The organism is Streptomyces sp. NPDC007917 (assembly GCF_042959105.1).
Classification (GTDB): Bacteria; Actinomycetota; Actinomycetes; order Streptomycetales; family Streptomycetaceae; genus Streptomyces.
In genome coordinates, this window is sequence record NZ_JBIBKK010000036.1 from 1 (window position 1) to 21,328 (window position 21,328).

General features: G+C 69.0%; 14 protein-coding genes and 5 pseudogenes. 14 read left to right on the forward strand and 5 right to left on the reverse strand.

Annotation, left to right across the window (positions count from 1 at the left end; all coding sequences use genetic code 11):
- The first annotated feature begins 424 nt into the window (after positions 1 to 424).
- Positions 425 to 1,903, forward strand: coding sequence for an ATP-binding protein (locus ACFZDL_RS41880; protein ID WP_353595927.1), 1,479 nt, complete (start codon positions 425 to 427; stop codon positions 1,901 to 1,903).
- Positions 1,904 to 2,074: 171 nt separating this feature from the next.
- Here the strand turns inward: ACFZDL_RS41880 and ACFZDL_RS41885 are convergent.
- Positions 2,075 to 2,738 (reverse strand): annotated as a pseudogene (locus tag ACFZDL_RS41885) (IS701 family transposase); the annotation flags it as partial.
- A 105-nt stretch (positions 2,739 to 2,843) separates the two neighbouring features.
- Between ACFZDL_RS41885 and ACFZDL_RS41890 the strand changes: the two are divergent.
- The 4 genes and pseudogenes from ACFZDL_RS41890 to ACFZDL_RS41905 all read left to right on the forward strand — a co-directional run bounded on the left by ACFZDL_RS41890 (position 2,844) and on the right by ACFZDL_RS41905 (position 6,926).
- Positions 2,844 to 3,675: pseudogene (locus ACFZDL_RS41890) on the forward strand (IS5 family transposase).
- The gene (locus ACFZDL_RS41895; protein ID WP_353595926.1) at positions 3,633 to 4,664 is read left to right on the forward strand and encodes a C45 family peptidase; all 1,032 of its coding nucleotides are present in this window, start codon (positions 3,633 to 3,635) and stop codon (positions 4,662 to 4,664) included. The pseudogene ACFZDL_RS41890 and the gene ACFZDL_RS41895 overlap by 43 nt, the downstream one beginning before the upstream one ends.
- Before the next feature lie 121 nt (positions 4,665 to 4,785).
- The gene (locus ACFZDL_RS41900; RefSeq protein ID WP_353595925.1) at positions 4,786 to 5,478 is read left to right on the forward strand and encodes a response regulator transcription factor; all 693 of its coding nucleotides are present in this window, start codon (positions 4,786 to 4,788) and stop codon (positions 5,476 to 5,478) included.
- Positions 5,475 to 6,926 carry an ATP-binding protein gene (locus tag ACFZDL_RS41905; protein ID WP_353595924.1) on the forward strand — a complete coding sequence of 484 codons (1,452 nt, stop codon included), beginning with the start codon at positions 5,475 to 5,477 and terminating at the stop codon, positions 6,924 to 6,926. The genes ACFZDL_RS41900 and ACFZDL_RS41905 overlap by 4 nt, the downstream gene beginning before the upstream one ends.
- A gap of 109 nt (positions 6,927 to 7,035) precedes the next feature.
- Here ACFZDL_RS41905 and ACFZDL_RS41910 read toward each other — a convergent pair whose 3' ends face one another.
- Together ACFZDL_RS41910 and ACFZDL_RS41915 are read right to left on the reverse strand one after the other, a co-directional pair.
- Positions 7,036 to 9,186, reverse strand: a complete 2,151-nt coding sequence (locus tag ACFZDL_RS41910) for an MMPL family transporter (protein ID WP_353595923.1) — start codon at positions 9,184 to 9,186, stop codon at positions 7,036 to 7,038.
- Positions 9,187 to 9,272: 86 nt separating this feature from the next.
- A complete protein-coding gene (locus tag ACFZDL_RS41915; RefSeq protein WP_353595922.1) occupies positions 9,273 to 10,007 on the reverse strand; it encodes an FAD-dependent monooxygenase in 735 nt (244 codons plus the stop codon).
- Positions 10,008 to 10,417: 410 nt separating this feature from the next.
- On the opposite strand from ACFZDL_RS41915, the gene ACFZDL_RS41920 reads away from it, so the two are divergent.
- The 7 genes and pseudogenes from ACFZDL_RS41920 to ACFZDL_RS41950 all read left to right on the forward strand — a co-directional run.
- Positions 10,418 to 10,933 (forward strand): transposase family protein, encoded by a 516-nt coding sequence (locus tag ACFZDL_RS41920; protein WP_353595921.1) that lies wholly within the window; start codon positions 10,418 to 10,420, stop codon positions 10,931 to 10,933.
- Positions 10,934 to 11,143: 210 nt separating this feature from the next.
- Positions 11,144 to 11,740, forward strand: coding sequence for a hypothetical protein (locus ACFZDL_RS41925; protein WP_353595920.1), 597 nt, complete (start codon positions 11,144 to 11,146; stop codon positions 11,738 to 11,740).
- Positions 11,741 to 11,944: 204 nt separating this feature from the next.
- Positions 11,945 to 12,364: an ATP-binding cassette domain-containing protein gene (locus tag ACFZDL_RS41930; RefSeq protein WP_391193976.1), complete on the forward strand. Its 420-nt coding sequence runs from the start codon at positions 11,945 to 11,947 to the stop codon at positions 12,362 to 12,364.
- A 169-nt stretch (positions 12,365 to 12,533) separates the two neighbouring features.
- Positions 12,534 to 12,734: pseudogene (locus ACFZDL_RS41935) on the forward strand (ABC transporter permease); the annotation flags it as partial.
- Between the two features lie 216 nt (positions 12,735 to 12,950).
- Positions 12,951 to 15,773 (forward strand): hypothetical protein, encoded by a 2,823-nt coding sequence (locus ACFZDL_RS41940; protein ID WP_353595919.1) that lies wholly within the window; start codon positions 12,951 to 12,953, stop codon positions 15,771 to 15,773.
- Entirely contained in the window at positions 15,770 to 16,219 is a 450-nt protein-coding gene (locus ACFZDL_RS41945) for a hypothetical protein (RefSeq protein ID WP_353595918.1), read from the forward strand. Before ACFZDL_RS41940 ends, ACFZDL_RS41945 begins: the two co-directional genes overlap by 4 nt.
- An 89-nt stretch (positions 16,220 to 16,308) precedes the next feature.
- Positions 16,309 to 17,031, forward strand: a pseudogene (locus ACFZDL_RS41950) (IS701 family transposase); the annotation flags it as partial.
- A gap of 188 nt (positions 17,032 to 17,219) precedes the next feature.
- Here ACFZDL_RS41950 and ACFZDL_RS41955 read toward each other — a convergent pair.
- The gene (locus tag ACFZDL_RS41955) at positions 17,220 to 18,200 is read right to left on the reverse strand and encodes a zinc-binding dehydrogenase (RefSeq protein ID WP_391193978.1); all 981 of its coding nucleotides are present in this window, start codon (positions 18,198 to 18,200) and stop codon (positions 17,220 to 17,222) included.
- Positions 18,201 to 18,324: 124 nt separating this feature from the next.
- On the opposite strand from ACFZDL_RS41955, the gene ACFZDL_RS41960 reads away from it, so the two are divergent.
- Together ACFZDL_RS41960 and ACFZDL_RS41965 are read left to right on the forward strand one after the other, a co-directional pair.
- A complete protein-coding gene (locus tag ACFZDL_RS41960; protein WP_353595915.1) occupies positions 18,325 to 19,239 on the forward strand; it encodes an AraC family transcriptional regulator in 915 nt (304 codons plus the stop codon).
- A 388-nt stretch (positions 19,240 to 19,627) separates the two neighbouring features.
- Complete coding sequence (locus tag ACFZDL_RS41965) at positions 19,628 to 20,095, forward strand: acyl-CoA dehydrogenase family protein (RefSeq protein ID WP_353595914.1); 468 nt, start codon at positions 19,628 to 19,630, stop codon at positions 20,093 to 20,095.
- 88 nt (positions 20,096 to 20,183) lie between these two features.
- Here the strand turns inward: ACFZDL_RS41965 and ACFZDL_RS41970 are convergent.
- Positions 20,184 to 21,268, reverse strand: a pseudogene (locus ACFZDL_RS41970) (integrase core domain-containing protein).
- Positions 21,269 to 21,328: the final 60 nt, after the last annotated feature.

The window sequence follows — 21,328 nt, forward strand, 5'->3', positions numbered from 1 at the left end:
GGTACTTCCTCGGGGCAGGCATCGTCTGGTCTCCTCTCCTGAGACCCATCTGACCCGCTGTCACCTCTCCCCGCATCTCGGGGGAACCTCAGACCAGGTGTGCTCCCCTCTCGCCAGGCACCTGCCATCCGCCTTGCATCACCATTGACTGGTCACCCCGACACGCTGCTGGTCTGGCATCGGCGTCTGGTGCGCTGGAAGGCCATGCGCCCAATCCGGCCGCCCTTGCCGGAAGGGAAGGAGAGCTGCGACGGCTTGGTCATCGAGTGGCTGCTGTCACGATCCGTCGCGCCCTGTATCGCTTGGGTATACCGTCCGCGACACTGCGCGACTCCCACCGGGCCCTGTGACCGTTTCAGGCGTACGCGCATCGGTGATGAGTGAGTTTATAATAAACTGGCTCATCATTGGTTGGAGGTGTGTGGTGGACAAGCCGGTGGGGATGTTCGACCGGGATTTCGAGTGGGAGGAGCTGGTCCGCTTCGCCTCCTATGCGGGGGTGGAGGCGACGCTTGGCGTGGTCTCGGGGCGGCGGCGTCAGGGTAAGACGTTCCTGCTGGATGGGGTGTGCCGGGCGGCTGGTGGTTTCTTCTTCGCGGCGAGTGAGGCGACTGAGGCAGAGTCGCTGCGTCAGTTCGGGGCGGCGCTGGCACGGTTTGAAGGGCGTCGGGCGCCTTACCGGTTCGCGCACTGGGAGGAGGCGGTCTCCGAACTGATGGCCCTGACGGGACCCGGCGGTGCGCCCCTGGTGGTGGTACTGGACGAGTTTCCCTTCCTGGCCAAGGCTTCGCCGGAACTGCCCTCGCTGCTGCAGCGGGCCCTGGGCCCACAGGCTCGGCATGAGAGCGGTCCGGTGCGCCTGCTGCTGTGCGGCTCGGCACTGTCGTTCATGGGGAGCCTGCTCGCCGGAACTGCCCCTCTGCGGGGCCGGTCCAGCATGGAGCTGGTGGTGCCGACCCTGGACTTCCGCCAGGCCGCCCGCTTCTGGGAGCAGACCGACGACCCCCGGCTGGCGTTGTTGGTCAACTCCGTGGTCGGCGGCACGCCCGCCTACCGGCGCGAGTTCGTCCTCGGCGACACCCCCGCCGGCTTGGACGACTTCGGCCCGTGGGTGATGCGCAATGTCCTCAATCCGGGGCGCCCGCTGTTCCGGGAAGCCCGCTTCCTGCTGGCCGAGGAGCCCGACCTGCGGGACACCGCCCTCTACCACGGCGTGCTCGCCGCCATCGCCCAGGGCAACCACACCCGCGGCGGCATCGCCGGCTTCCTGGAGCGCAAGTCCACGGACCTCAGCCACGCGCTGACAGTGCTGGAAGACACCGGCATGATCGTCCGCGAGCCGGACGCCTTCCACGGCAAACGCTCCGCCTACCGCATCGCCGAACCCATCCTGACCTTCTACCACGCGCTCATGCGCCCGGAGTGGAGTGATCTGGAGCGTCCCGGCCAGGCAGCCGCCGTATGGGAGCGCTCGCAGGCCACGTTCCGCAGCAAAGTCATCGGCCCCCACTTCGAACAGCTCTGCCGCACCTGGACCCGCTGGTACGCCAGCCCCGACACCCTCGGCGGACAGCGCACCCGCGTGGAATCCGGCACCGTCCCGGACCCGGCCGCCAAGACGAGTCACGAAGTCGACCTGGCAACCTTCGGCCGTGACGAGGACGGCCGCGAGGTCCTGCTGACCATCGGCGAGGCCAAGTGGAACGAGACGATGGGTCTGGGCCACCTGCAACGCCTGGACCGTATCCGCACCCTGCTGCGCGCCCGGGGCGGTGTGCACGCTGAGCGGACCCGGCTGCTGTGCTTCAGCGGCGCCGGCTTCACCAGTGACCTGCGCGATCTCGCCCGTCGAGATCCCACTGTCCAACTCGTCGACCTGGACCGCCTCTACAGCGGAGACTGATCGTCCTCATTTCCTGAGGTGCGGGAGACGGTGCTCGCGTGTCGCCGGATCTCCTCGTGCGTACCGCGGTGAGGGGGATTGAGCTGCCAGGTCGGCCCGCAGTTGTCGGTGTGAGCTCGCGCGCTGGCGCGGCGGTGCGCTTGCCGAAAATATCATCCGCACTGGTGGGGACGGCAAGCACGTAGGGGATTGCGCGGTCGGCCAGGGCGGCCCGCAGGTGTGCGTTGGTGCCGTAGGCGGCATCGGCCACGACAACCGGCGGCCTCATGCCCCAGTCGGCCAGTGTGTCGAGCATGTCCAAAGCCAGTCGCCACTTCTCTCGGTGCGTGGCCTCGGGCGGGATGCGAGTGACGGCCCTGCGGTCGGTGTCCGCCGCCCACTCCTTCGGCAGGAACAGCCGCCATTGCAGGGGGCAGGAGGCAGTGTCGGTGGCAGCGTGGACGCTGACCGCGACCTGGCAGTTCGCCCGTTTCCCCAGGGCCCCGCAGTACTGCGGGGCCACAGCCACCGACATTCTTCCGTCCTTGGGTACCGACACATCGTCGATCACCCAGGCAGTCGGGGTGATGAGCGGCAGCATCCGCTCGCAGATCCGCCGCTGTACCGGCATGGGATCCCAGGTGGACTGGTTCACGAACTGCTGCAGGTTCTGCTCGTTGCCGTCCGGCAGCCGCGAGGCCATCGCCTGGATCGACTTGCGGCGGCCGTCCAGCATCAGTCCCCGCAGGTAGCAGTCGCCCTTGGCCCGCTGGTCCTTCCGCGGCACCGAGGCGAACACATCAGCGACGTATAACGCCAACGTCGCCCGGACTCGGTTCACTTCATGTGCGTCCACACACTCAACATGCTCCTGAACAGACCCGGCAGGAAGACCTAACGGAGTCCTACTAAGAACTCCTAACGAAATGATCTTCGAGGTGGTTGGATTACTCCTGGACCGATGATCTGGGGGTGCGGGGTGGCGCGGCCGAAGCCGTGGGAAGTCGACGACGAGCTGTGGGCGGTGATCGAGTCGCTGCTGCCCAAGGTTGAGCGCCGGACCCGGCACCCCGGGTGCAAGCGGCATCCGGACCGGCTGGTGTTCCAGGGCATCTGTTCGTTCTGTACACCGGGATCGCCTGGGAACACCTGCCGCAGGAACTCGGCTTCGGCTCGGGTATGACCTGCTGGCGCCGCCTGGCCGAGTGGACCGGGGCGGGAGTCTGGCCCCGACAGCACGAGGTCCTCCTCACCAAGCTGCGCAGCGCGAACGCCCTGGACTTCTCCCGGGCGGCCGTCGACGGCTCCCATATCCGCGCGTTAAAGGGGGCTCCAAGACCGGACGAAGCCCCGTTGACCGGGGCAGGACGGGTAGCAAACACCACCTGATCACCGACGCCACCGGCATCCCGCTCGCCGCCACCCTGACCGGCGGCAACCGCAACGACGTCACTCAGCTGATCCCACTGCTCCAGGGGGTGCCGCCGGTGCGAGGCAAGCGCGGCCGGCCCCGGCGCCGCCCGGACGTGGTGCTGGCTGACCGCGGCTACGACCACGACAAGTACCGCCGCCTGGCCTGGGACCTCGGTGTGAAGCCGTTGATCGCCTGCCGCGGCACCGAGCACGGTTCCGGCCTGGGCACCCAACGCTGGGTCGTGGAGCGCGCGTTCGCACACCTGCACTGGTTCCGCCGCCTGCGCATCCGCTGGGAGATACGTGACGACATCCACGAAGCCTTCCTCACCCTCGCATGTGCGCTCATCTGCTGGCGGCGCCTGCGAGCATTGAAATGAGGGCTGAAAAGAAGGTTGAGTCCTACGTCATGAGCCAATACGTCAAGACATTCCACGCCATCGAGATCGGTGACGGCGGCGACGGGCGATGGGCCGAGCACGTCCGGCCGACCATGGTGAGTGCGAAAGACTGGCTGACCGAGGAGGGCCAGACGCCCGGGGGCGCGGCCCGTTCCCGGCGACTGTTCGAGAAGCACATGCCCGAGCTGGTCCCGGCGCTCGACCGGCTCGCCGGCCAACTGGCCTCACCCCACACCAGGACGCTTCTCACCATGGCAGCGGTGCGGCCGTTCTTCTCCGGCTGTACCCAGATCGGCCGTCCGGGCACTCTGCTCAGAAACTACGACTTCGCTCCCGAACATTGCGAAGGCACCATCGTCTCCTCCCACTTCCTCCGCCCTGTGATCGGCATGCAGGAAGCAGGGTGGGGTCTGCTGGACGGCATGAACAACGCCGGCCTCGCGGTATCGCTCACCTTCGGCGGGCGGTTCGTCCACGGGCCGGGCTTCGCCATTCCCCTCGTGCTGCGCTACCTGCTGGAGACCTGCCGGACCGTCGACGAGGCGGTCGGCAGACTGCGGACCATACCCGTCGCCATCCCGCAGAACGTCACCCTCGTCGACCCGAACCGGGCCGTGACGGTCTACGTGGGACCCGACATCCCGTTGACAGAGATGCCGGACTCCTGCGCCGCCAACCATCAGCACCTCCCAGTGCCGGACGAGCAGGAACGAGCCACCCGGACACAAGCCAGGCTGAACGCCGTGCAGGCGGCGGGAGTTGATATCGCAGCGATGCTACGACCGCCGCTGTACCAATACGCGTACGACGAATGGCTGGGGACGGTGTACACGGCCCGGTACCACCCCGCGGAGGGTCGTGTGACGTACCACTGGCTCGGGGAGAGCTGGGAGCAGTCTTTCGTCGGCTTCTCTCCGGGATCCCGCACCGTCACCTTGGGACTTCCGGACGGGAGCGACGACCGCTGACACACGCCCGGCCCGACGGGAGAGACACCCATCCCCATTGTGTTAGGAGTTCTAATCCTGGCCTCAGGTTGATCGGGGACAATGAGCGGCAAAAACATCGACTGGAAGGGGGCGGGCCGGCGTGCGGATCATGATCGCGGACGATGACGTGGCCATCCGTGAGTCGCTGGAGCGGGTGCTCCAGGTCGAGGGTTACGACACCAGCACCGTCGCCAACGGTCTCGCCGTGCTCGACGGGGTCGGTGGGGCCAGCGGTGACACGCTGGATCTGCTGCTCCTCGACGTGATGATGCCCCGCCTCGGCGGGTTGGAGACCTGCCGGCGGTTGCGGGCCGCGGGTCGGGATCTGCCGGTGCTGATGCTGACCGCCCGTGACCAGGTCTCCGACCGGGTCGCGGGGCTGGACGCGGGCGCCGACGACTACCTGCCCAAGCCGTTCGCCACCGAGGAGTTGCTGGCCCGGGTGCGGGCCCTGCTGCGCCGGCGCACACCGACCGACGGGGAGTCGCAGATCCTGTCGTTCGCCGACGTCCGGCTCGATCCCGACAGGTTCGAGGCGTGGCGTGGCGGGCGGCCGCTGCGCCTGACCCGGACCGAGTTCTCCCTCCTGCAGGTCCTCATGTGCAACGCGACCCGGGTCTTGACCCGCGACGCGCTGTTCGAGGCGATCTGGGGCTTCGGCATGAGCTCCACGGCCAACAACCTCCAGGTATACGTGAGCTACCTGCGCCGCAAGATGGAGGCCGAGGGTGAACCGCGATTGATCTACACGCTGCGCGGCCTGGGATACACGTTGCGGGAGACTCCTCCGTGAGCAGGCCCGCCGGCCGGGAACCGCGCCGGCTGACCCGATGGTGGCGCCGGCGGTCCCTGCGGACCAGGCTGACGGTGATCGCGGCGACGGCCATCGCGGTCAGCGTGTTCGTTGCCTTCCAGGTGGCCAGCGAGCTACTGGGCTGGGAGCTGCAGGACACCGCCGAGAATCAGCTGCGCGCCGACTCCCGCGTCCTGGCTACGAACGCGGAGCGCGCCGGTCTGGCGAAGGTCCAGCTACCGTCGTATCCCGGATCCGGTCGGCTGGTGCGGGTCATCCTGCCCGACGGCTCGACCCGGACGCCGGCCGGCCAACCCGCGCTGCCCCCGGTCAGCGAGCACGCCGGGCGTGTGGCGCAGGGCGCGTCGGCCGACCTGATGGAGTCGAACGACAGCGACGAGGACGGCTACCTCATCTACACGCTGCGGGCGGGCGACGGCGCGGTCCAGGTGGCCCGCGTCGCCGACGACAGCCCGATCAACCAGTTCGGGTTGGGCATGCTGCTGATCGGGCTGCTCTGCGTGGTCGGCGGCGCCCTTGTCGGGCGGACCGTGGCGCGGACCGGGCTGGCACCGATCGACCGGCTGACCGCCGCCGCGGTACGTGTCGCGCACACCCGGGATCTCGACGCCGACATCCCGGATGAGGGCGGTGGGGAGATCCGGCGGCTGATCCAGTCGATCAACGACATGCTCGCCGCGCTCCGGAACTCCCGGCGGGCCCAGCGGCTGCTCGCCGAGGACGCCGCCCACGAGCTCAAGACCCCGCTCACCAGCCTGCGCCTCAACGTCGAGCTGCTGATCCGGCTCGATCAGCGCGGCACCCTGGACAGCGCACTGCCGGCGGAGAGCCGGACCCGGCTGCTCAACGATCTCGGCGCCCAGGTGGCCGAGTTGAGCACCCTTGCAGCCGAGCTGACCGACCTGGCGCGCGGTGACGTCAGCGACGAGAGCACCGAGCTGCTCGACTTTGCCGACGTGGTGGTGGCCGCCGCGACCCGTGCGCGTTCCCGCGCGCCCGACATCGAGGTCGCGCTCGACGTGACCTCTGTGTGGGTGAGCGGGCGTCCCGCTGCGCTCGAGCGGGCGGTGCTCAACCTCATCGACAACGCCGGCAAGTGGTCCCCCGCGGACCAGCCGGTACAGGTCCGGCTCCGTGCCGAGGGCGCGTCGGCGGTGCTCGAGGTCGACGACGCCGGGCCGGGCATCGACGCAGCCGACGTACCGCGGGTGTTCGACCGGTTCTACCGTGCCGACAGCGCCCGGGCGTTGCCGGGATCCGGTCTGGGGCTGTCGATCGTGCAGCGGGTCGTCGACGCCCACGGCGGCCGGGCCACCGTCGCCCGTTCCGCACGCGGTGGCGCGCTGCTTCGGGTCGACCTTCCGGCCGCGGCCCCGCCCGCCCCGATCGCGCGGCTCACCGCCGGGGAGGACACCGCGATGCGCTGACCCGCCCCGGCCGCACGGCGCAGGACCAAAGGGCGGCGGCCGTCGGGCCCATGAAAAAATCCGGGACGGGCCTGGGTCCCCGTCCCGGATCTCGTCCGTGCCGCCGCGCTCACCGTTGCAGTGCGGGCTTCTCGTCGTCGGCGAGCGGCTGTTGACCGTCCGGCAGCTCCGTCGCTGGACGGGACAGCCGGCTCGGCCACCAGATCCGGCGGCCGATCAGCAGGGTGAGGGCGGGCACCAGGACCGACCGCACCAGCAGGGCGTCGAGCAGCACGCCGAAGGCGACCAGGAACCCGACCTCGATCAGCATCACCAGCGGAAGTGTGGCGAGCACCGCGAACGTGGCCGCCAGGACCAGGCCTGCCGAGGTGATGACGCCACCGGTGGCCGAGAGGGCTTTGAGCATGCCCTCTCTGGTGCCGAGACGCACGGTCTCCTCCCGGGCCCGGCTGGCCAGGAAGATGTTGTAGTCGACGCCGAGCGCCACCAGGAACAGGAATGCCAGCAGCGGCACCGAATAGTCGACACCCTTGAACCCGAGGATCGTGTCGAAGACGAACACGCTGCCGCCGAAGGCCGCGGCGAATGAGACAATCACAGTGGCCATCAGGACCAGCGGGGCCAGGATCGCGCGCAGCAGCAGCCCGAGGACGATCAGGACGACGGCGAGCACCAGCGGGATCACCAGCTTCTCGTCCCGCTCGGTGGTCACCTCGGTGTCGAGGTTCTCCGCACTCGGCCCGCCGACGATCGCCTCCGCCCCGCGCACCGCGTGCACGGCGGTGCGCACCCGCTTGATCGTGTCGTACTCTGCGACGGTGTCCGGCGCGTCCTTCGGGAACACGGAGATGTTGGCCCAGCCACCGCTGGTCTGCTCCGGGATGGCCAGGGCCACACCGCGAGTGTCCTTGACGATGCCGAGCACCCGCTCCTGGTGCGCCGGCCGCGTGAAGATCGTCATCGGCTGGCCGCCGAGCTCCGGGAAGTGCTGGCGGAGAACGGTGAAGCCGGTGACCGACTCCGGCGCGGACAGGAACTGGTCCTGCTCCCGCAGGGCGCCGGTGTTGCCCGCCAGCCCGAGGGCGAGCATGCCGAGGACTCCGAGCGAGCCGAGCGTCGCCACCCACCGGCGGCGGCTGATGGCGGTGCCGAGCCGTCCCCACAGCCCCGGCTTCTCCTCCACGGCCGTGCTGAACCGCGGGATGGCCGGCCAGAAGATCCGCCTGCCGAGCACCACGAGCACCGCCGGGAACAGCGTCAGCATGGCCACCAGCGCGCACAGGATGCCGGCCGCACCGATCGGGCCCAACCCGCTGGTGCTGTTCAGGTCCGCGACGAGCAGGCAGAGCAGGCCGGCGGCCACGGTGGCCGCGGACGCGACGATGGCCGGCGCCGCGCCGCGTAGCGCATGGACCATCGCGACCCGGACGTTCTCATGGTGGTGCAGTGCCTCCCGATATCGAGCGATGAGCAACAGCGCGTAGTCCGTGCCGACGCCGAATACCAGGATCGTCAGCAGCGCCGAGTTCTGGTCGTTGACCACGATGCCGAAGCCCTTGACGAGCAGGTAGACGGTCGCCATCGCGGTCAGTGCGGCCGCGCCCACGGCCACCAGCGGGATGATCCACAACACCGGGCTGCGGTAGGTGAGGATGAGCAGGAGCGTGACGACGACGATGGTGGTGAGGAGGACCTGCACGTCGATGCCGTCAAAGACGGTATCCATGTCGCCGTCGATCGCGCCCGGGCCGGTCACGTCGAGTTCCAGGCCGGCGGGGCGGTCCTTCGCGGCGTCCCGCAACGGGCCGACGATGTCCTCCGGTGCGCCATAGGCCGTGCTCACCTCGAGGGTGAACATCATCGCCTTGCCGTTGGTGGAGGGGCTCGTCGGTGAGCCCTCGTCGTCCTCGCCGGCCGCCGCCGTCGCCTTCGGCGGGTACCGCTTGGCAAGGGTGTTGTAGTGGCGCTCGACCGTCGCCCGGTCGGCGTCGGTCATGCCGCCGGCGCGGTGGTACACGAAGACGAACGTGTTGTTGTCACCGCCGGGGAGACTGTCGTCCAGCACCGCCACCTTGGTGGACTCGGCACTGGCCGGCAGGGTGTCTACGGCGCTGTCGGTGGTGACCGAGCTCAACTTGCCGCTCAGCGGCACCATGCCCCCGGCCAGCACCAGCCACAAGCCAATCACTAACCACGGCACCCACCGGCCCGCCAACCGACCGGCCGGCGCTTCCCCGGACGGCGCTGAGTTGACTGCCATCACTAGCCTCCTACACACGGGTTGCATCGCTTATCTGGACGCCTACTTCGTACCGAGCGAACCTGAGACGACTGTTAATACGGTGCTCAGGCCGGTTGGCCGAACCATGTGCCCGGCGCACGCACCAGCGTGGTGGCGTCGAGATCCTGCCCGGTGGGCAAGGCCCGGGCGACACAGCCGTCGGGCCGGACGAGCAACGCGTCGGCGTCCACCCGGTCCGTGCGGGCGGTGACGGTGTTGCCCCGTCCGGTCCACGCGGCCGCGGCGTCGCGGACCTCCGCGCGGTCGACGAGGTCGAGCAGGAGCCCACGCCCCTCACACAGCAGGTCCGCCGACCGGGTCACCGCGGTGACGACGTCCGGGTCGGGCCGCTCCAGCGTCAACTTCATGTCCGGGCACAGGGTGCCGACGAGCCGGTGGTCGTCGCCCAGGTCGTACCGGACGTCCATGCCGTCGAGCATGCCGGCGATGTACCGGTGGGCGTCGTCGAGGTCCATCAGGTCGGAGAACATCTCCCACAGCGCCCTCGCCTGTGGGTCGGGTCGCATCAGGGCGATCTGGGCCCGGGTGTTCTGCAGCAGGCGCGCCGCGACCGGATGCCGTTCGGTGGTGTACGTGTCGAGGATGTCCTCGCCGACCCGGCCGCATACCACGGCCGCGAGCTTCCAGCCGAGGTTCGCCGCGTCGACGATACCGACGTTGAGGCCCTGGCCGCCGACCGGCGCGTACACGTGGGCCGCGTCCCCGGCCAGCAGGACCCGGCCGGTCCGGTACGTGGTCTCCTGCCGCGCGGTGTCGATCCAGCGGGTCCCGGACGACATCGTGGTGATCGTGACATCGGTGCCGCCTCACCCGCCGGATGCTGTCCTGCAGCTCCTCGACGGTGAGCGGCTCGACCTGCCGCGGCGGGCCGTCGAACTCCACTGTGGACAGTCGACTCACCCCGAGCCCGGGGTTGAGATCGGTACAGCGGTTAGCAGTTCAAATGATCTTGACGGGGGGTCTGCCGTGGCGGGTCGGCCAGGTAGTCGTCGCCGATTTGGTGGTAGCCCAGCAGTCAGGGGTCGTTGCGTGATCGAGGTTCGTCCGGCTCGCCGGGCTGGTTCGGAGTCGCGTCGGACGTCCCGGTTCGGCCAGAGGGACGCAGTACAGGCACGGTCCCGGTGATCATGTGAGTGTCGAAGTTCCGTGAACACTTGGTGAGTCCGTGCCTGCTCCTGCATCTTCCGCTATGCCCACCGCGCTGGAACAGATGGTCCAGGTTTCCGTGCCGGCCGCCCCGCTGACGGACGCGGTTGCCCTGTCCGGCTTCTTGGGCCCGGTGCCCGATCCGAGAGGTGTTCGCGGGCGCCGCTACCAGCTGTCCGCCCTGGTCACCGCGGCCGCGGCAAGTGTGCTGGCCGGTGCCCGGTCACTCACCGCGATCACCGAGTGGATCACCGATGCTCCTGTCTGGGCCTCTCGGGCCCTCGGCTTCCCCCTGGACCCGCTGACCGGCGCAGTGTCCGTCCCGCATCCCCACACCCTGCGCCGTCTCCTCGTCCGGCTGGACGGTGACGCCCTCGACCAGGCAATCGGAGCCTTCCTCGCCGCCCGCGCCACCCCAACCGGCCCCGGACTGCGAGCAATCGCCGTCGATGGCAAGGCTCTGCGCGGCTCACGCGCCGCCACCACCCCGTACGTGACCCTGCTCGCCGCGATGGACCACGCCGGTCACGTCCTGGCCCAGCGCCAGGTCGCCGACTAGAGCAACGATCGCTGCGACCGGCCGCAGCACCCCTGGGGGCGGCCGGACAGACGGTGTCAGGTCAGGTGACAAGCCACAAGCGGTTCCGGTCAAGGACCGTACGGCGACGCTCGGGGAAGACTACCGAACGTCGAAAGACATGGCGTGGACAAGCTCGGGAGACGGCACCGGATTCCACCTCCTGACCGCTGTGGAGAAAGACGGCCACAGGTGGAGGACCGCCGCTTCGCTGTCGGAGACCGGGTTCGAGACGGATACATGAATCGGGAACGCGTGCGTGACCGAGTCCGGGAAGTACGCCGCCACCGCCTATGCTCCGCGGACGTTCACGAACAACCCGAGATGATGACGCGCAGCGCGTTCACCGACGTCGTCGAACTGGACAGCGGGACGATCACCAAACTGCCCTTCCAGGCGACGCTCGGCTACTTCTCTCCTGGCTGTGGTCAGGGCGATGAGGCGGTGTTCACCGCGCTGACGGACGACTCGGCGAAGAGCGACAAAACCCGACTGGTCACCGTCGACGCCGCGACCGGCAAGGTACAGACGAAGGCCACCGTTCCCGGCCAGGTCACCTCCGCCATCCCCGTCAGTGGCGGCATCGCCGCGGCACGCGGCCACCACATTGTCGAGGTGAACGGTGGCAGAGTGCGTGAGATCGCCACCACAAAGTCGACCCCGTTCCAGCTCAAGGCCGACGATGACGGTGGTGTGATGTCCATCGACCGCCCCCCCGCAACGCCAAAGCTGCCCGCGCGGCGGCGGATGCCACCGCGACTGACGGCCACCGGGGGCGCGGCGGAATGAGAAGAACCCCACCCGTCGCCCCCCCCGCCAGCGCAACTCGCTGCCGACACGACCGTGATCGAGTGCCAGGAGGTCGGGCTCACCTATCCCGGCCCCCGCCCGTCACCGCGCTCCGCCCCTGCGACCTGCGCGTCGAACGGGGCGAGCGCGTCGCGGCCTTGGGGCCCTCCGCTCCGGGAAGTCGACGTTCCCGTGCTGCTGGCCATGGTTTACAACGGCGTTCCACTCACCGAACGCGGCAGGCGGGTTCGCGAGGCCCTGACACGTGTCGGTCTGGGACACCGGATCGACGCGACGCCCCCCTGGTTGTCGGGAGGAGAGCGCCAGCGCGTGGCGATCGCGCGGGCCGTGGCCACCAGGCCCGCGCTGCTGCTGCTGTGCGACGAGCCCACCGGCAACCTCGACAGCGCGACGGCCGCCACCGTGCTGGAGACGCTGGACGAACTGCACGCCGACGGCCTGACCGTGCTCGTCATCACCCATGACTCCACCGTCGCGGCCCGGGCACAGCGCACCCTGACCGCCCGCGACGGTGTTCTGCACGACGGCGCGCTGACCGACCCGTCATCCGACAAGCAGCCCATCGAAGCGGCGGCCGGCAACCGCACCGGAGGCACCGGATGAGCGCCGCGCCGGAACACTCGGGAGAGATGGACACCGTGAGCGCCGTACGACATGGCGGGACTGCCGGGCCGGCACGCTCACCGAGGCCGTTGGTGGCCCGCCGCACGACGCCGGGACCAGGACCGGCGGACGCGGACGCAGGTGGCACCGCCCACGGTCCAGCCGTCCGATCGCACCGTCCCGCCTCGCCCCGCGCGACCTGCTGGCGGAGGCCTTCGCCGGGCTGTTGCAGAAGCCCGCCCGCCCCGCGCTGACCGCGCTGGGCACCGTACCTGGGGTGGATGCGTTCGTCGCGATCCTGGGACTGACCGCGACCGCGTCCTCGCAGATCGACGCCCGCTTCGATCTGCTCACCGCGACCGAGGTGTCCGAAGGGCACTGGCGGCCAGGACGCGGACCTGCCCCCTGCCTTTGGCCACCGGCCTGCTCGCCGGCCTCTATCCGGCCTGGCGCGCCGCCCGTGTCCAGCCCGCCGAAGCCCTCTGCCGCTGAGCCGACGTCCTGCGTCGGGGCGGTCGCGGAGTCCGTACAGACAACTGCTCTCCCAGACCCTGGAGAAGTCTTGAGGCTGAGACGTAGAGCACGAATGCCCATCACCTTCATGGCCGCGGCCCTGGCGGTCACCGGCCTGACACAGACCGGACCCGCCTGGGCGGCGCCGCCGACGGCGTCGGCCACGGCCACGTCCTCTTCGCCGGACCGCGCGAGTGGGGCGGAAGCGAAGTCGGACCCACCGCGCCAGGACGAGTCGTCCAAAGTACTGAAGCCGAACGATGTGCTGCCCGACGGCTGGGAGGGGTCCGCCGACCGGGCGGTGACCGTGGCCGGTGACGGCTCCGGCCTGCCCGTCCTCGTGGCCGCAAGCCATGACGCCTACCAGTGGCGCACGGTCGCCACCCTCTCCGAACCCGGGTTCGGCACCGACCTGTGGATCGGGAACGCCTGCGTGACCGGGTCGGGGGAACGGGCGGTTGTGGTCTATGCGCCCCGGGACTTCACCAACAAGCCCGAGCTGATGGAGCGTGGCGCTCACGGCTGTCGTGGACCTGACAACAGCGAGGTCACGAAGCTCGCGGACACCGTGAGTCTGGCGTACTTCAACCCAGGCTGCGGCACGGGGGAGACCGCCGTGCTCACGCAGGTCGGCGACGAAAGGAGCAACCAGACCCGGCTGCTGACCGTGGACACCACCAAGGCCACCGTCGTCCGCCGACAGACCGAGAAGGTCCAGGTCACCTCGGCGGTCCCCACCGGCGACACGATCGTCGGAGCGGCGGTGGGACGTCTGATCCGCTTCGATCACAACAATCACGCCAGCCAGCTCACCACGACCTCGGGCCCTGCCTTCGATCTGCGCGTGGACGGCCAGGGCGGCGTCAACTTCCTGGACCAGTGGGACGGCAAGGCCCGGGCCCGCCGCACCGCGAACGGCACGACCCGCACGTTCGCACAGGGCACCTCGGGCTCCCTGGGCCTGCAGGCCGGCACGTCCGGACGGGTCTTCCTCACCGGCACCCCCACATCCACTTCGTCGGTGCCGTCCGCCGTCCGGCGCCTGAAGGTCGCGGCGGACGCGACGGTGTCGTCCGCCGGCGCGCTCGCGGTGGACCGGGCGGTGTCCGAGAGCCTGCGCAGCCAGGTCAGCCATCCGTTGGCCGCGACCGCGTGGAATGCGGCGGCATCGGTACAGATCAAGAGCGAGGTTCCGGCGACCGGAAGTAAGGTCTCGTTCACGGTCAATACCGTCGACAGCGGCCAGAAGGCGGCGGGCAAGGCCGCTTCCCCGGCCCTGACCGGCTCGGCCGCCACCACGTCGGCGTCCACCGCCAGGGCGGGGAGCACCGCCAAGACACGGGCGGTCACGACGGCCGGTGACCCGACCTCCACGATCGACAACGACCGCACCCGTTCGCAGCCCCGCAACGACCCCAAGCAGCAGGCGGACCAGCCGACCCCCAACCAGGTCGAGTGGGCCGTCGACATGGCCATCCGAGGTAACCTGACCAGCGCCTACGTGCGCCAGGGCGGATGGCGCACCGCCGCCGGGCTCGGCACGGTCAATCCGCAGGGGATGTTCCCGCTGCCGAGTTTGGAGGGAACCAGCGGCGGACGCATTCCCGCTCAGGTCCTCCTCGGTGTGCTGGCTCAGGAGTCCAACCTGTGGCAGGCCGAGGGCGGGGCCCTGCCTGGCCAGACCAGCTCGACCCTCGCGAGCACCAACGGCTTCTACGGGCATCCGAGCGACCCGGCGACGCCCGAGGACCACTGGCGGATCGACTGGGCGAAGGCGGACTGCGGCTACGGCATCGGTCAGCAGACCGACGGCATGAAGAGCGGTGAGATCGGCGAGTTGCCGGCCGCGCAGCAAAAAGCCATCGCGCTCGACTACACCTCCAACATCGCGGTCGCCGCGCGCACTCAGGCCACCAAGTGGAACGAGTTGCACGACAACGCCATCACGCCGGGCGGTATCAGGCTCAACACTGACGACCCTTCGGCCCCCGAGAACTGGTTCGCGGCGCTGTGGGACTACAACTCCGGCCTCAACTACTACGTCCCGGCCAGCCCGACCGAGTACTGGGGCCTGGGCTACCTGAACAACCCGTCCAACCCCCTCTACCCGCCTGACCGGCACGCCTTTCTCGACAACAACACCTACGCCGACGCCGCACATCCACAGGACTGGTCGTACGCGGAGAAGGTGCTGGGCTGGGCCGCCTGGCCGATCGACACCGGACGCGCTCCGGGAGATCCCCCAAGTCGACTCCGGTGTCCTCACCAAGGACACCACCTTGGTGACACTCACCATCGGTGGCAACAACTACGGCGCCTTCGTCAACGCCGTCACCGACTGCGCGAACATCACGGACTGTGCCGACGACGACTTCTCCCGCAGGTACAAGGCACTCATCAACAAGACGAAGGAGGACATGGACCACACTCTGCGGATCATCGCCGAGCGCGCCCCACACGCCGAGATCCTTTTGGTGGGATACCCGGAAATCCTCAGCCGGACGGTCAAGTGCATCGGATCCGCGTGGATCGACGGCGGCGAGGCCGACGCGCTGGCCACCCTGGCCAACTACATGAACGACGCGCAGGAGGCCGAGGTGGACGAACTGCACGCCGCGGGACTCCACGTGTCGTACGCCAACCCCATCGACCCTTTCGTCGGCCACGGAGGATGCGACAGCGACGAGTGGATCAACAAGATCGTGCTCGGTCCCAACGGGGACGGCGACTTCCACGAAGGCGACCCGCACGCTGTCTGCATCGCCTTCTCCGGCATCGGCCAGACGTGCCTGAGCCGCGAGGCCTTCCACCCGAAACAGGCGGGCACCACCGGATACGCACGCCTGGTGGAAAAACGCCTGACCGACATCGGATACACGGGAACATGACAGGATGATTCCCACCGCACAACAGCGCAACGGCCGGCCGGCCAGGCTTCTTGCCCGGACGGCCGGCTGCGTCGGCGCCGCCGTACTGGTCTGCTTCCTCATCGCCGCGAGTCTGGTGGTCTGGTTCTTCAGCCACATGCAAGATGTCCAACGGAGCCGTGACCGCGACGCACAGGCCGCCGTCATCGCCGGGGCCGAACAACTCAGGATCCGACTCCTCGACGCCAACTCCGACGGCACACTCGCCGGACAGGAAATCGACGTGGCCCTGAACCACAAACCGAGCATCCGCTCCCTCCGGCGGGAAAAGACACGCACCATCCTCATGGTGTGGATCGCCGAATCGGGCTGGGCCCAGTGCTACTCCTACACCGCGCTGCCCACAGGTGCCGTGAGCAGCGCCCCTCTCAAGGCCTGTCCGCCCTCGTCCACCTTGATAAGACCGGGCCCCTGACGGCTCCCTTCCACAGCCCAGAAAGAATAGGTGCCAACGGCGACGACCACACCTTGGCGGACCGCCGACGGCAGGGGGGAAAGATCCGAAGTGGTCACGCACGGGTGCCGCCGGTGGTGGTGGCGGATGCCGGCTATGGCCAGAACGCGGACTTCCGCGCCGGCCTGGCCGGGCGGGGACACGCGTACGTGGTCGGCATCCGCGGCGATATCACCGTCCAGCCGCACGACGCGCACCCCACGGCCCCGGCCTGGTCCGGCAACGGCCGCAGGCCCCAGCCCCGTTACCGGCAGCCACCGGTGACGGTGGCGGAACTGGCAGTGGCCGCCGGACGGGAAGCCTTCCAGGAGGTGACCTGGCGGGAAGGCTCCCGGGGCCCCATGACCTCCCGCTTCCTGACGGTGCGGGTCCGGCCGGCCGGGGTGCGCTCGCGTCGGCTGGCCCAAGCAGCCGCAGTGGCCAGGCACGGCTGGTGGGACGGCGTTCTGCCCGAGGTGCGGCTGCTGGCCGAATGGCCCGACGGCCAGGACGAACCGACCCGGTTCTGGCTGTCCGACCTGCCCGACGACACCCCGATCCCGGAGCTGGTCCGCCTGGCGAAGATCCGCTGGCGCATCGAGCACGATTACCGCGAACTCAAGCACGGCCTGGGCCTGGACCACTTCGAAGGCCGCTCCTGGAGAGGCTGGCACCACCACGCCACCCTGGTCGCCGCCGCCCACGCCTTCCTCACCGAACAGCGGCTCGCCCCAAAAGCCGACACACCCAACTCACCCTCTACCAGACCCTCGACGCCCTCCAGGACCTGCTGAACTGCTGGACCGGCATCTGCACCACCTGCCACCAACCCCTGCCCAGCAGGACCACACCAAGATCAAGACAGACCTAACGGAGTCCTACTAGAACACCTCTCACGCGGCGGACGCCGGGTCGGCGCCCTGGTCTCGGCTCTGTGCGAAGTCTGCTACATCCGGCGGTCAAGGACGTGTGAAGACGGCGCTCAGTGGCTGATGACGACCTTGCCGAAGCGTGGGCCCTTCTCGAAGTGCGCGAACGCCTCTAGGGCCTCCTTGAAGGGGAAGACGCGGTCGATGACGGGCCGGAGCCGGTGCTGGCCGATGGCCTTGTTCATCCGTTCGAAGTCGCTCCGACTGCCGACGCTGATCGACCGGAGGGTCGCCGCGCGACGGAAGAACCGCGTCACGTCCATGTCGCCGCCCGTTGCCAGGTTGCCGACAAGGGCGATCTGGCCGCCCTGGGCGACGGCGTCGATGGACTGGGGGAGCGTTCCGGCGCCGCCGATCTCGACGACGCGGTCGGCGCCGCCGGTGAGTTCCCGTACCCGCGCGCCCCACTCCGGTGTGCTGGTGTAGTCGATGACATCGGATGCGCCAAGAGCGCTGAGGCGTTGGGCCTTGGTGTCGCTGGACGTCGTGGCCAGGACGCGTGCGCCGGCCAGGCGGGCGAACTGTAGCGCGAAGACCGATACGCCGCCCGAGCCCTGGACCAGGAGAGCGTCCCCGGGGCCGACGCCGCTTACGGCCGACCAGGCGGTGAGCGCGGCGCACGGAAGCGTGGCGGCTTCCTCGAAGGACAGTTGGTCCGGCACGGCGACCAGGCTCTGCTCGTCGAGGACGAGGTATTCGGTGAGCCAGCCGTCGCGGTGGGTGCCGCGCAGCTGCCCCCACTCGGGGAACGGGCCGTACAGCCAGGTCGGGTGGAATGTGCCCACGACGCGGTCCCCGATGCGGAAGCGCGAGACTCCCTTCCCGACCGCCTCCACGACGCCCGCGCCGTCGGAGAGCGGGATGCGTCCGGGCGGCACGTCGACGGCGTACCGGCCGGTGACGATAAGCAGATCGCGTGCGTTGAGGGAGCTGGCCTTCACCTGTACGAGCACTTCGCCCGCTGACGGGCTCGGCACCGGGCGCTCCGCCGAGGCGATCAGACCACCGCCAGTTCCCATCTGGAATGTACGCATTATCCACCTTTCGTTCGTATGTTGCCTCCACGATAGGTGCGCTCGGCTGGACGATCTGTATCTTGGCGTCCATAGTTTGGCGCAGATCGTCCAGGGGAGGTCAGGGAGACCCAAGGGAGTGGAGATGGATCCGATCGATGACCTTCTCGCCACGATGAAGATCGAGGACGCGCGATATGTGCGGGTGGACGCCCGTGCGCCCTGGGGAATCTCGTTCCCTCCCCGGCACCTCGCCCGGCTGGTCCTGATCTCCCGTGGTGCGTGCCGGCTCGTCGCGGACACGCTCGCCGGGCCGCAGCGGCTGGAGACGAACGACTGCTTCCTGGTCCGGGCGGGGGTGAGATTCACGCTTCAGGACGAGGCGGGCAGCGAGGTCGTGGACTGCGACGGACTGGTCTCCCGGGTCCCCGGCGACTCGGCGCGGGTCGGGGGCGACGGTGAGCTCACGCAGATCGTCTCCACTCGATTCGCCTTCGACGCCGTGGCGGCAGAACCGCTCTTTGCGCTCCTGCCGCCGGTGTTCCGGCTGAATCTGGACGACGCGTCCAGTCAACTCCTGCGCACCACGTTCGACCTCATCGCGCGGGAGAGCGCGGCGGGCGGGCTCGGTGGTGGCTTCATCGTGAGCCGTCTGTCCGATGTGCTCTTCGTCCAGGCGCTGCGGACCTGCTGTACGGATGTCGGTGGCGGGACCGTCGGCTGGATCGCCGCGCTGCGAGATCCGCGACTGGCGGTTGTCATGGAGGAGTTGCACGCGGACCTGGCCCATCCGTGGACGGTCGACGAACTCGCCCGCACGGCGGGGATGTCACGCTCAGCGTTCGCCGCCCTGTTCAAGGAGAGGACGGGGGACACCCCGCTGGGCTACCTCACAGCATGGCGCATGTACCGGGTCAAGGTCCTGCTCCGCGAGACGCAGCTGAGTGTCCAAGAGATCGCTGTCCGAGTCGGATACGACACCGGCAGCGCGTTGAGCCGTGCCTTTTCAGGCAGGGAGGGCGTCACCCCCGGCGCCTGGCGGAAGCTGACGGGCCACTGACCCGTCACCGTCACCGCCATGGCCTTCCATGCTGCGGGTCTTCCTCGACGAGCCCGCCGCCGGATGCAAGGGCGCCGCACCCGTGTCGAGCTCCCGCCAGCTGATCTCGACCCCGATTCGGGGCGGGCGCGGTTGTTCTACCGGCGTGCCGCCGAGTGCTTCGAGCGGGCCACCACCTGACTGCCGGGCGGCCCGTTCACCTTGCACCAGCTCCGGCACTCCGCGCTCACGCACGCTGCCGAGGACTGCGCGAACACCGCCACCCTGCTGGCCCTGTCCGGACACACCTCGGTCGCCTCGCTGGCCGAATACCTGGGTCTCCCCGCAGGCCCTGGCACGCTGGCAGCAATCGCGGAACCCGGCCGCACGCCGCCGCTGATCAGAGGGTGTGGCGGCGGGGTTCGGCGGAGACGCTGTAGACATTGCCGCCGCCGGGCGCACGGAGTCCGCGCAGCACGTACTGCTCGGTGAGCAGGCCGGCCGCTCGCGCGCTGGCAGCCAGCGCTACCTGAGGAATAGATGTAGATCATGGAACGTTGCCTGGCGCATGACGACTACAAGTATCGACGGCGCGTCCGTCCCGTTGCTCGATGCCGCTCGTACGGCGGCGAAGCAAGCAGCGGTCGAAGCCGCAGCGACCGAGCGAGATCGGCGGATCACCGGCGTGAGTGCCGCCGCTGCTCGGGCTGCGGGCGCGTTCGCCTTGGGCGTCCGCCGATCCGATGGAGGGATCGAGGCCGACCTCAGCACGAGGGTCCGGTTCCTGGCTGAGCTCGGAAGGGGCTGCCCGTCGACGGCCTGGGTCGCGGCCACGAACCTCGAAGCGAAGCGGGTGTTGCAGATCGGATGGATCTGATCGCCGCTGTGCGGGAATGCCGTAGCGCACTGGAGGACTTGCTGGACCTGCACGGATCCTGTCGGGCTCGAAAAGTCATCGCTACTGGTCAAGCGGCGTAGTGGTACTCGTTGATGAGGCCGCCGAGGACGCGTGTGCGCAGGAGTCTGCGTGCGTTGAGGTTGTGCACGGTGATGGGCTGCTGCCCGGCGTCAGGAGGTAGCTGGTCTCGGCTTCGATGAGGGCGGTGTGTGTTGTAGTGCCGCTGGTAGGCGGCAAGGACGTGTTGGGCGTGTGCCTCGTTCGTGATCAGGATGTGGTCGAGGGCTTCGCGCCGGATGCTGCCGATCACCCGTTCACAGTGGGCGTTCATCCGCGGTGCTCATGGCGCACTCTTGATCACGTCTATGCCGTCGGCCTCGAAGACGGCGTCGAAGGACTGTCCGTACTTGCCATCGCGGTCACGTAGCAGGAATCGCAGGGGCTCCATACGCGTGTTCAGGTCGGCGGCTACGTTCCGGGCCTGCTGCACGGCCCATTCCCGGGAGGGATGTGCCGTGACGTTGGAGATATGGAGGCGCCGGGTGCCGTGTTCGAGGAAGGCGAGCGCGTACAGTCTGCGTCCGAACACGGTGTCGAGATGGAAGAAGTCTGCCGCGATGATGCTCTCGGCCTGGTTCGTGAGGAACTCGCGCCAGGTTGGGCCGGTGCGGCGTGGGGCTGGATCGATGCCCGCGGCTGTCAGGATGTTCCATACGGTGGATGCGGCGATCGGGTGCCCCAGGCGAGCCAGCTCGCCCTGGATCCGCCTGTGGCCCCACCTCGTATTTTCCCGGGCCAGTCGCAGTATGAGCTTCCTGAGCGCCGCCCTGGTCGGTGGTCGCCCGGCCGGGGCGCGTCGCGCGCTGTGGTCCCATTTCGCCGCGATGAACCTGCGATGCCACGCCAGCAGGGTGCCGGGCGTGACCGGGAAGACCCCACGCCACCGGCAGCGGGGTATCAGCCCGGACAGCGCAGCCAGCCAGAACCGATCAAAGGGCTCATGCCGGACTCGGCCGTTGATCTGACGCCGCACACCGCGTTCTCGTGCCGCAACACAAGCAACTCCGCGACCTTCGTCGCCTCGCTGCGCAGCAGTACCCGGGGGATGGACAGTAGCTTGCGCACGACCTTGTACATCAGTGAGACGGTCACGCGGACATGCTCTCAGCCGAGGCCGAATACCCGACGTCACCTGCAGCGACGACTTTCCGA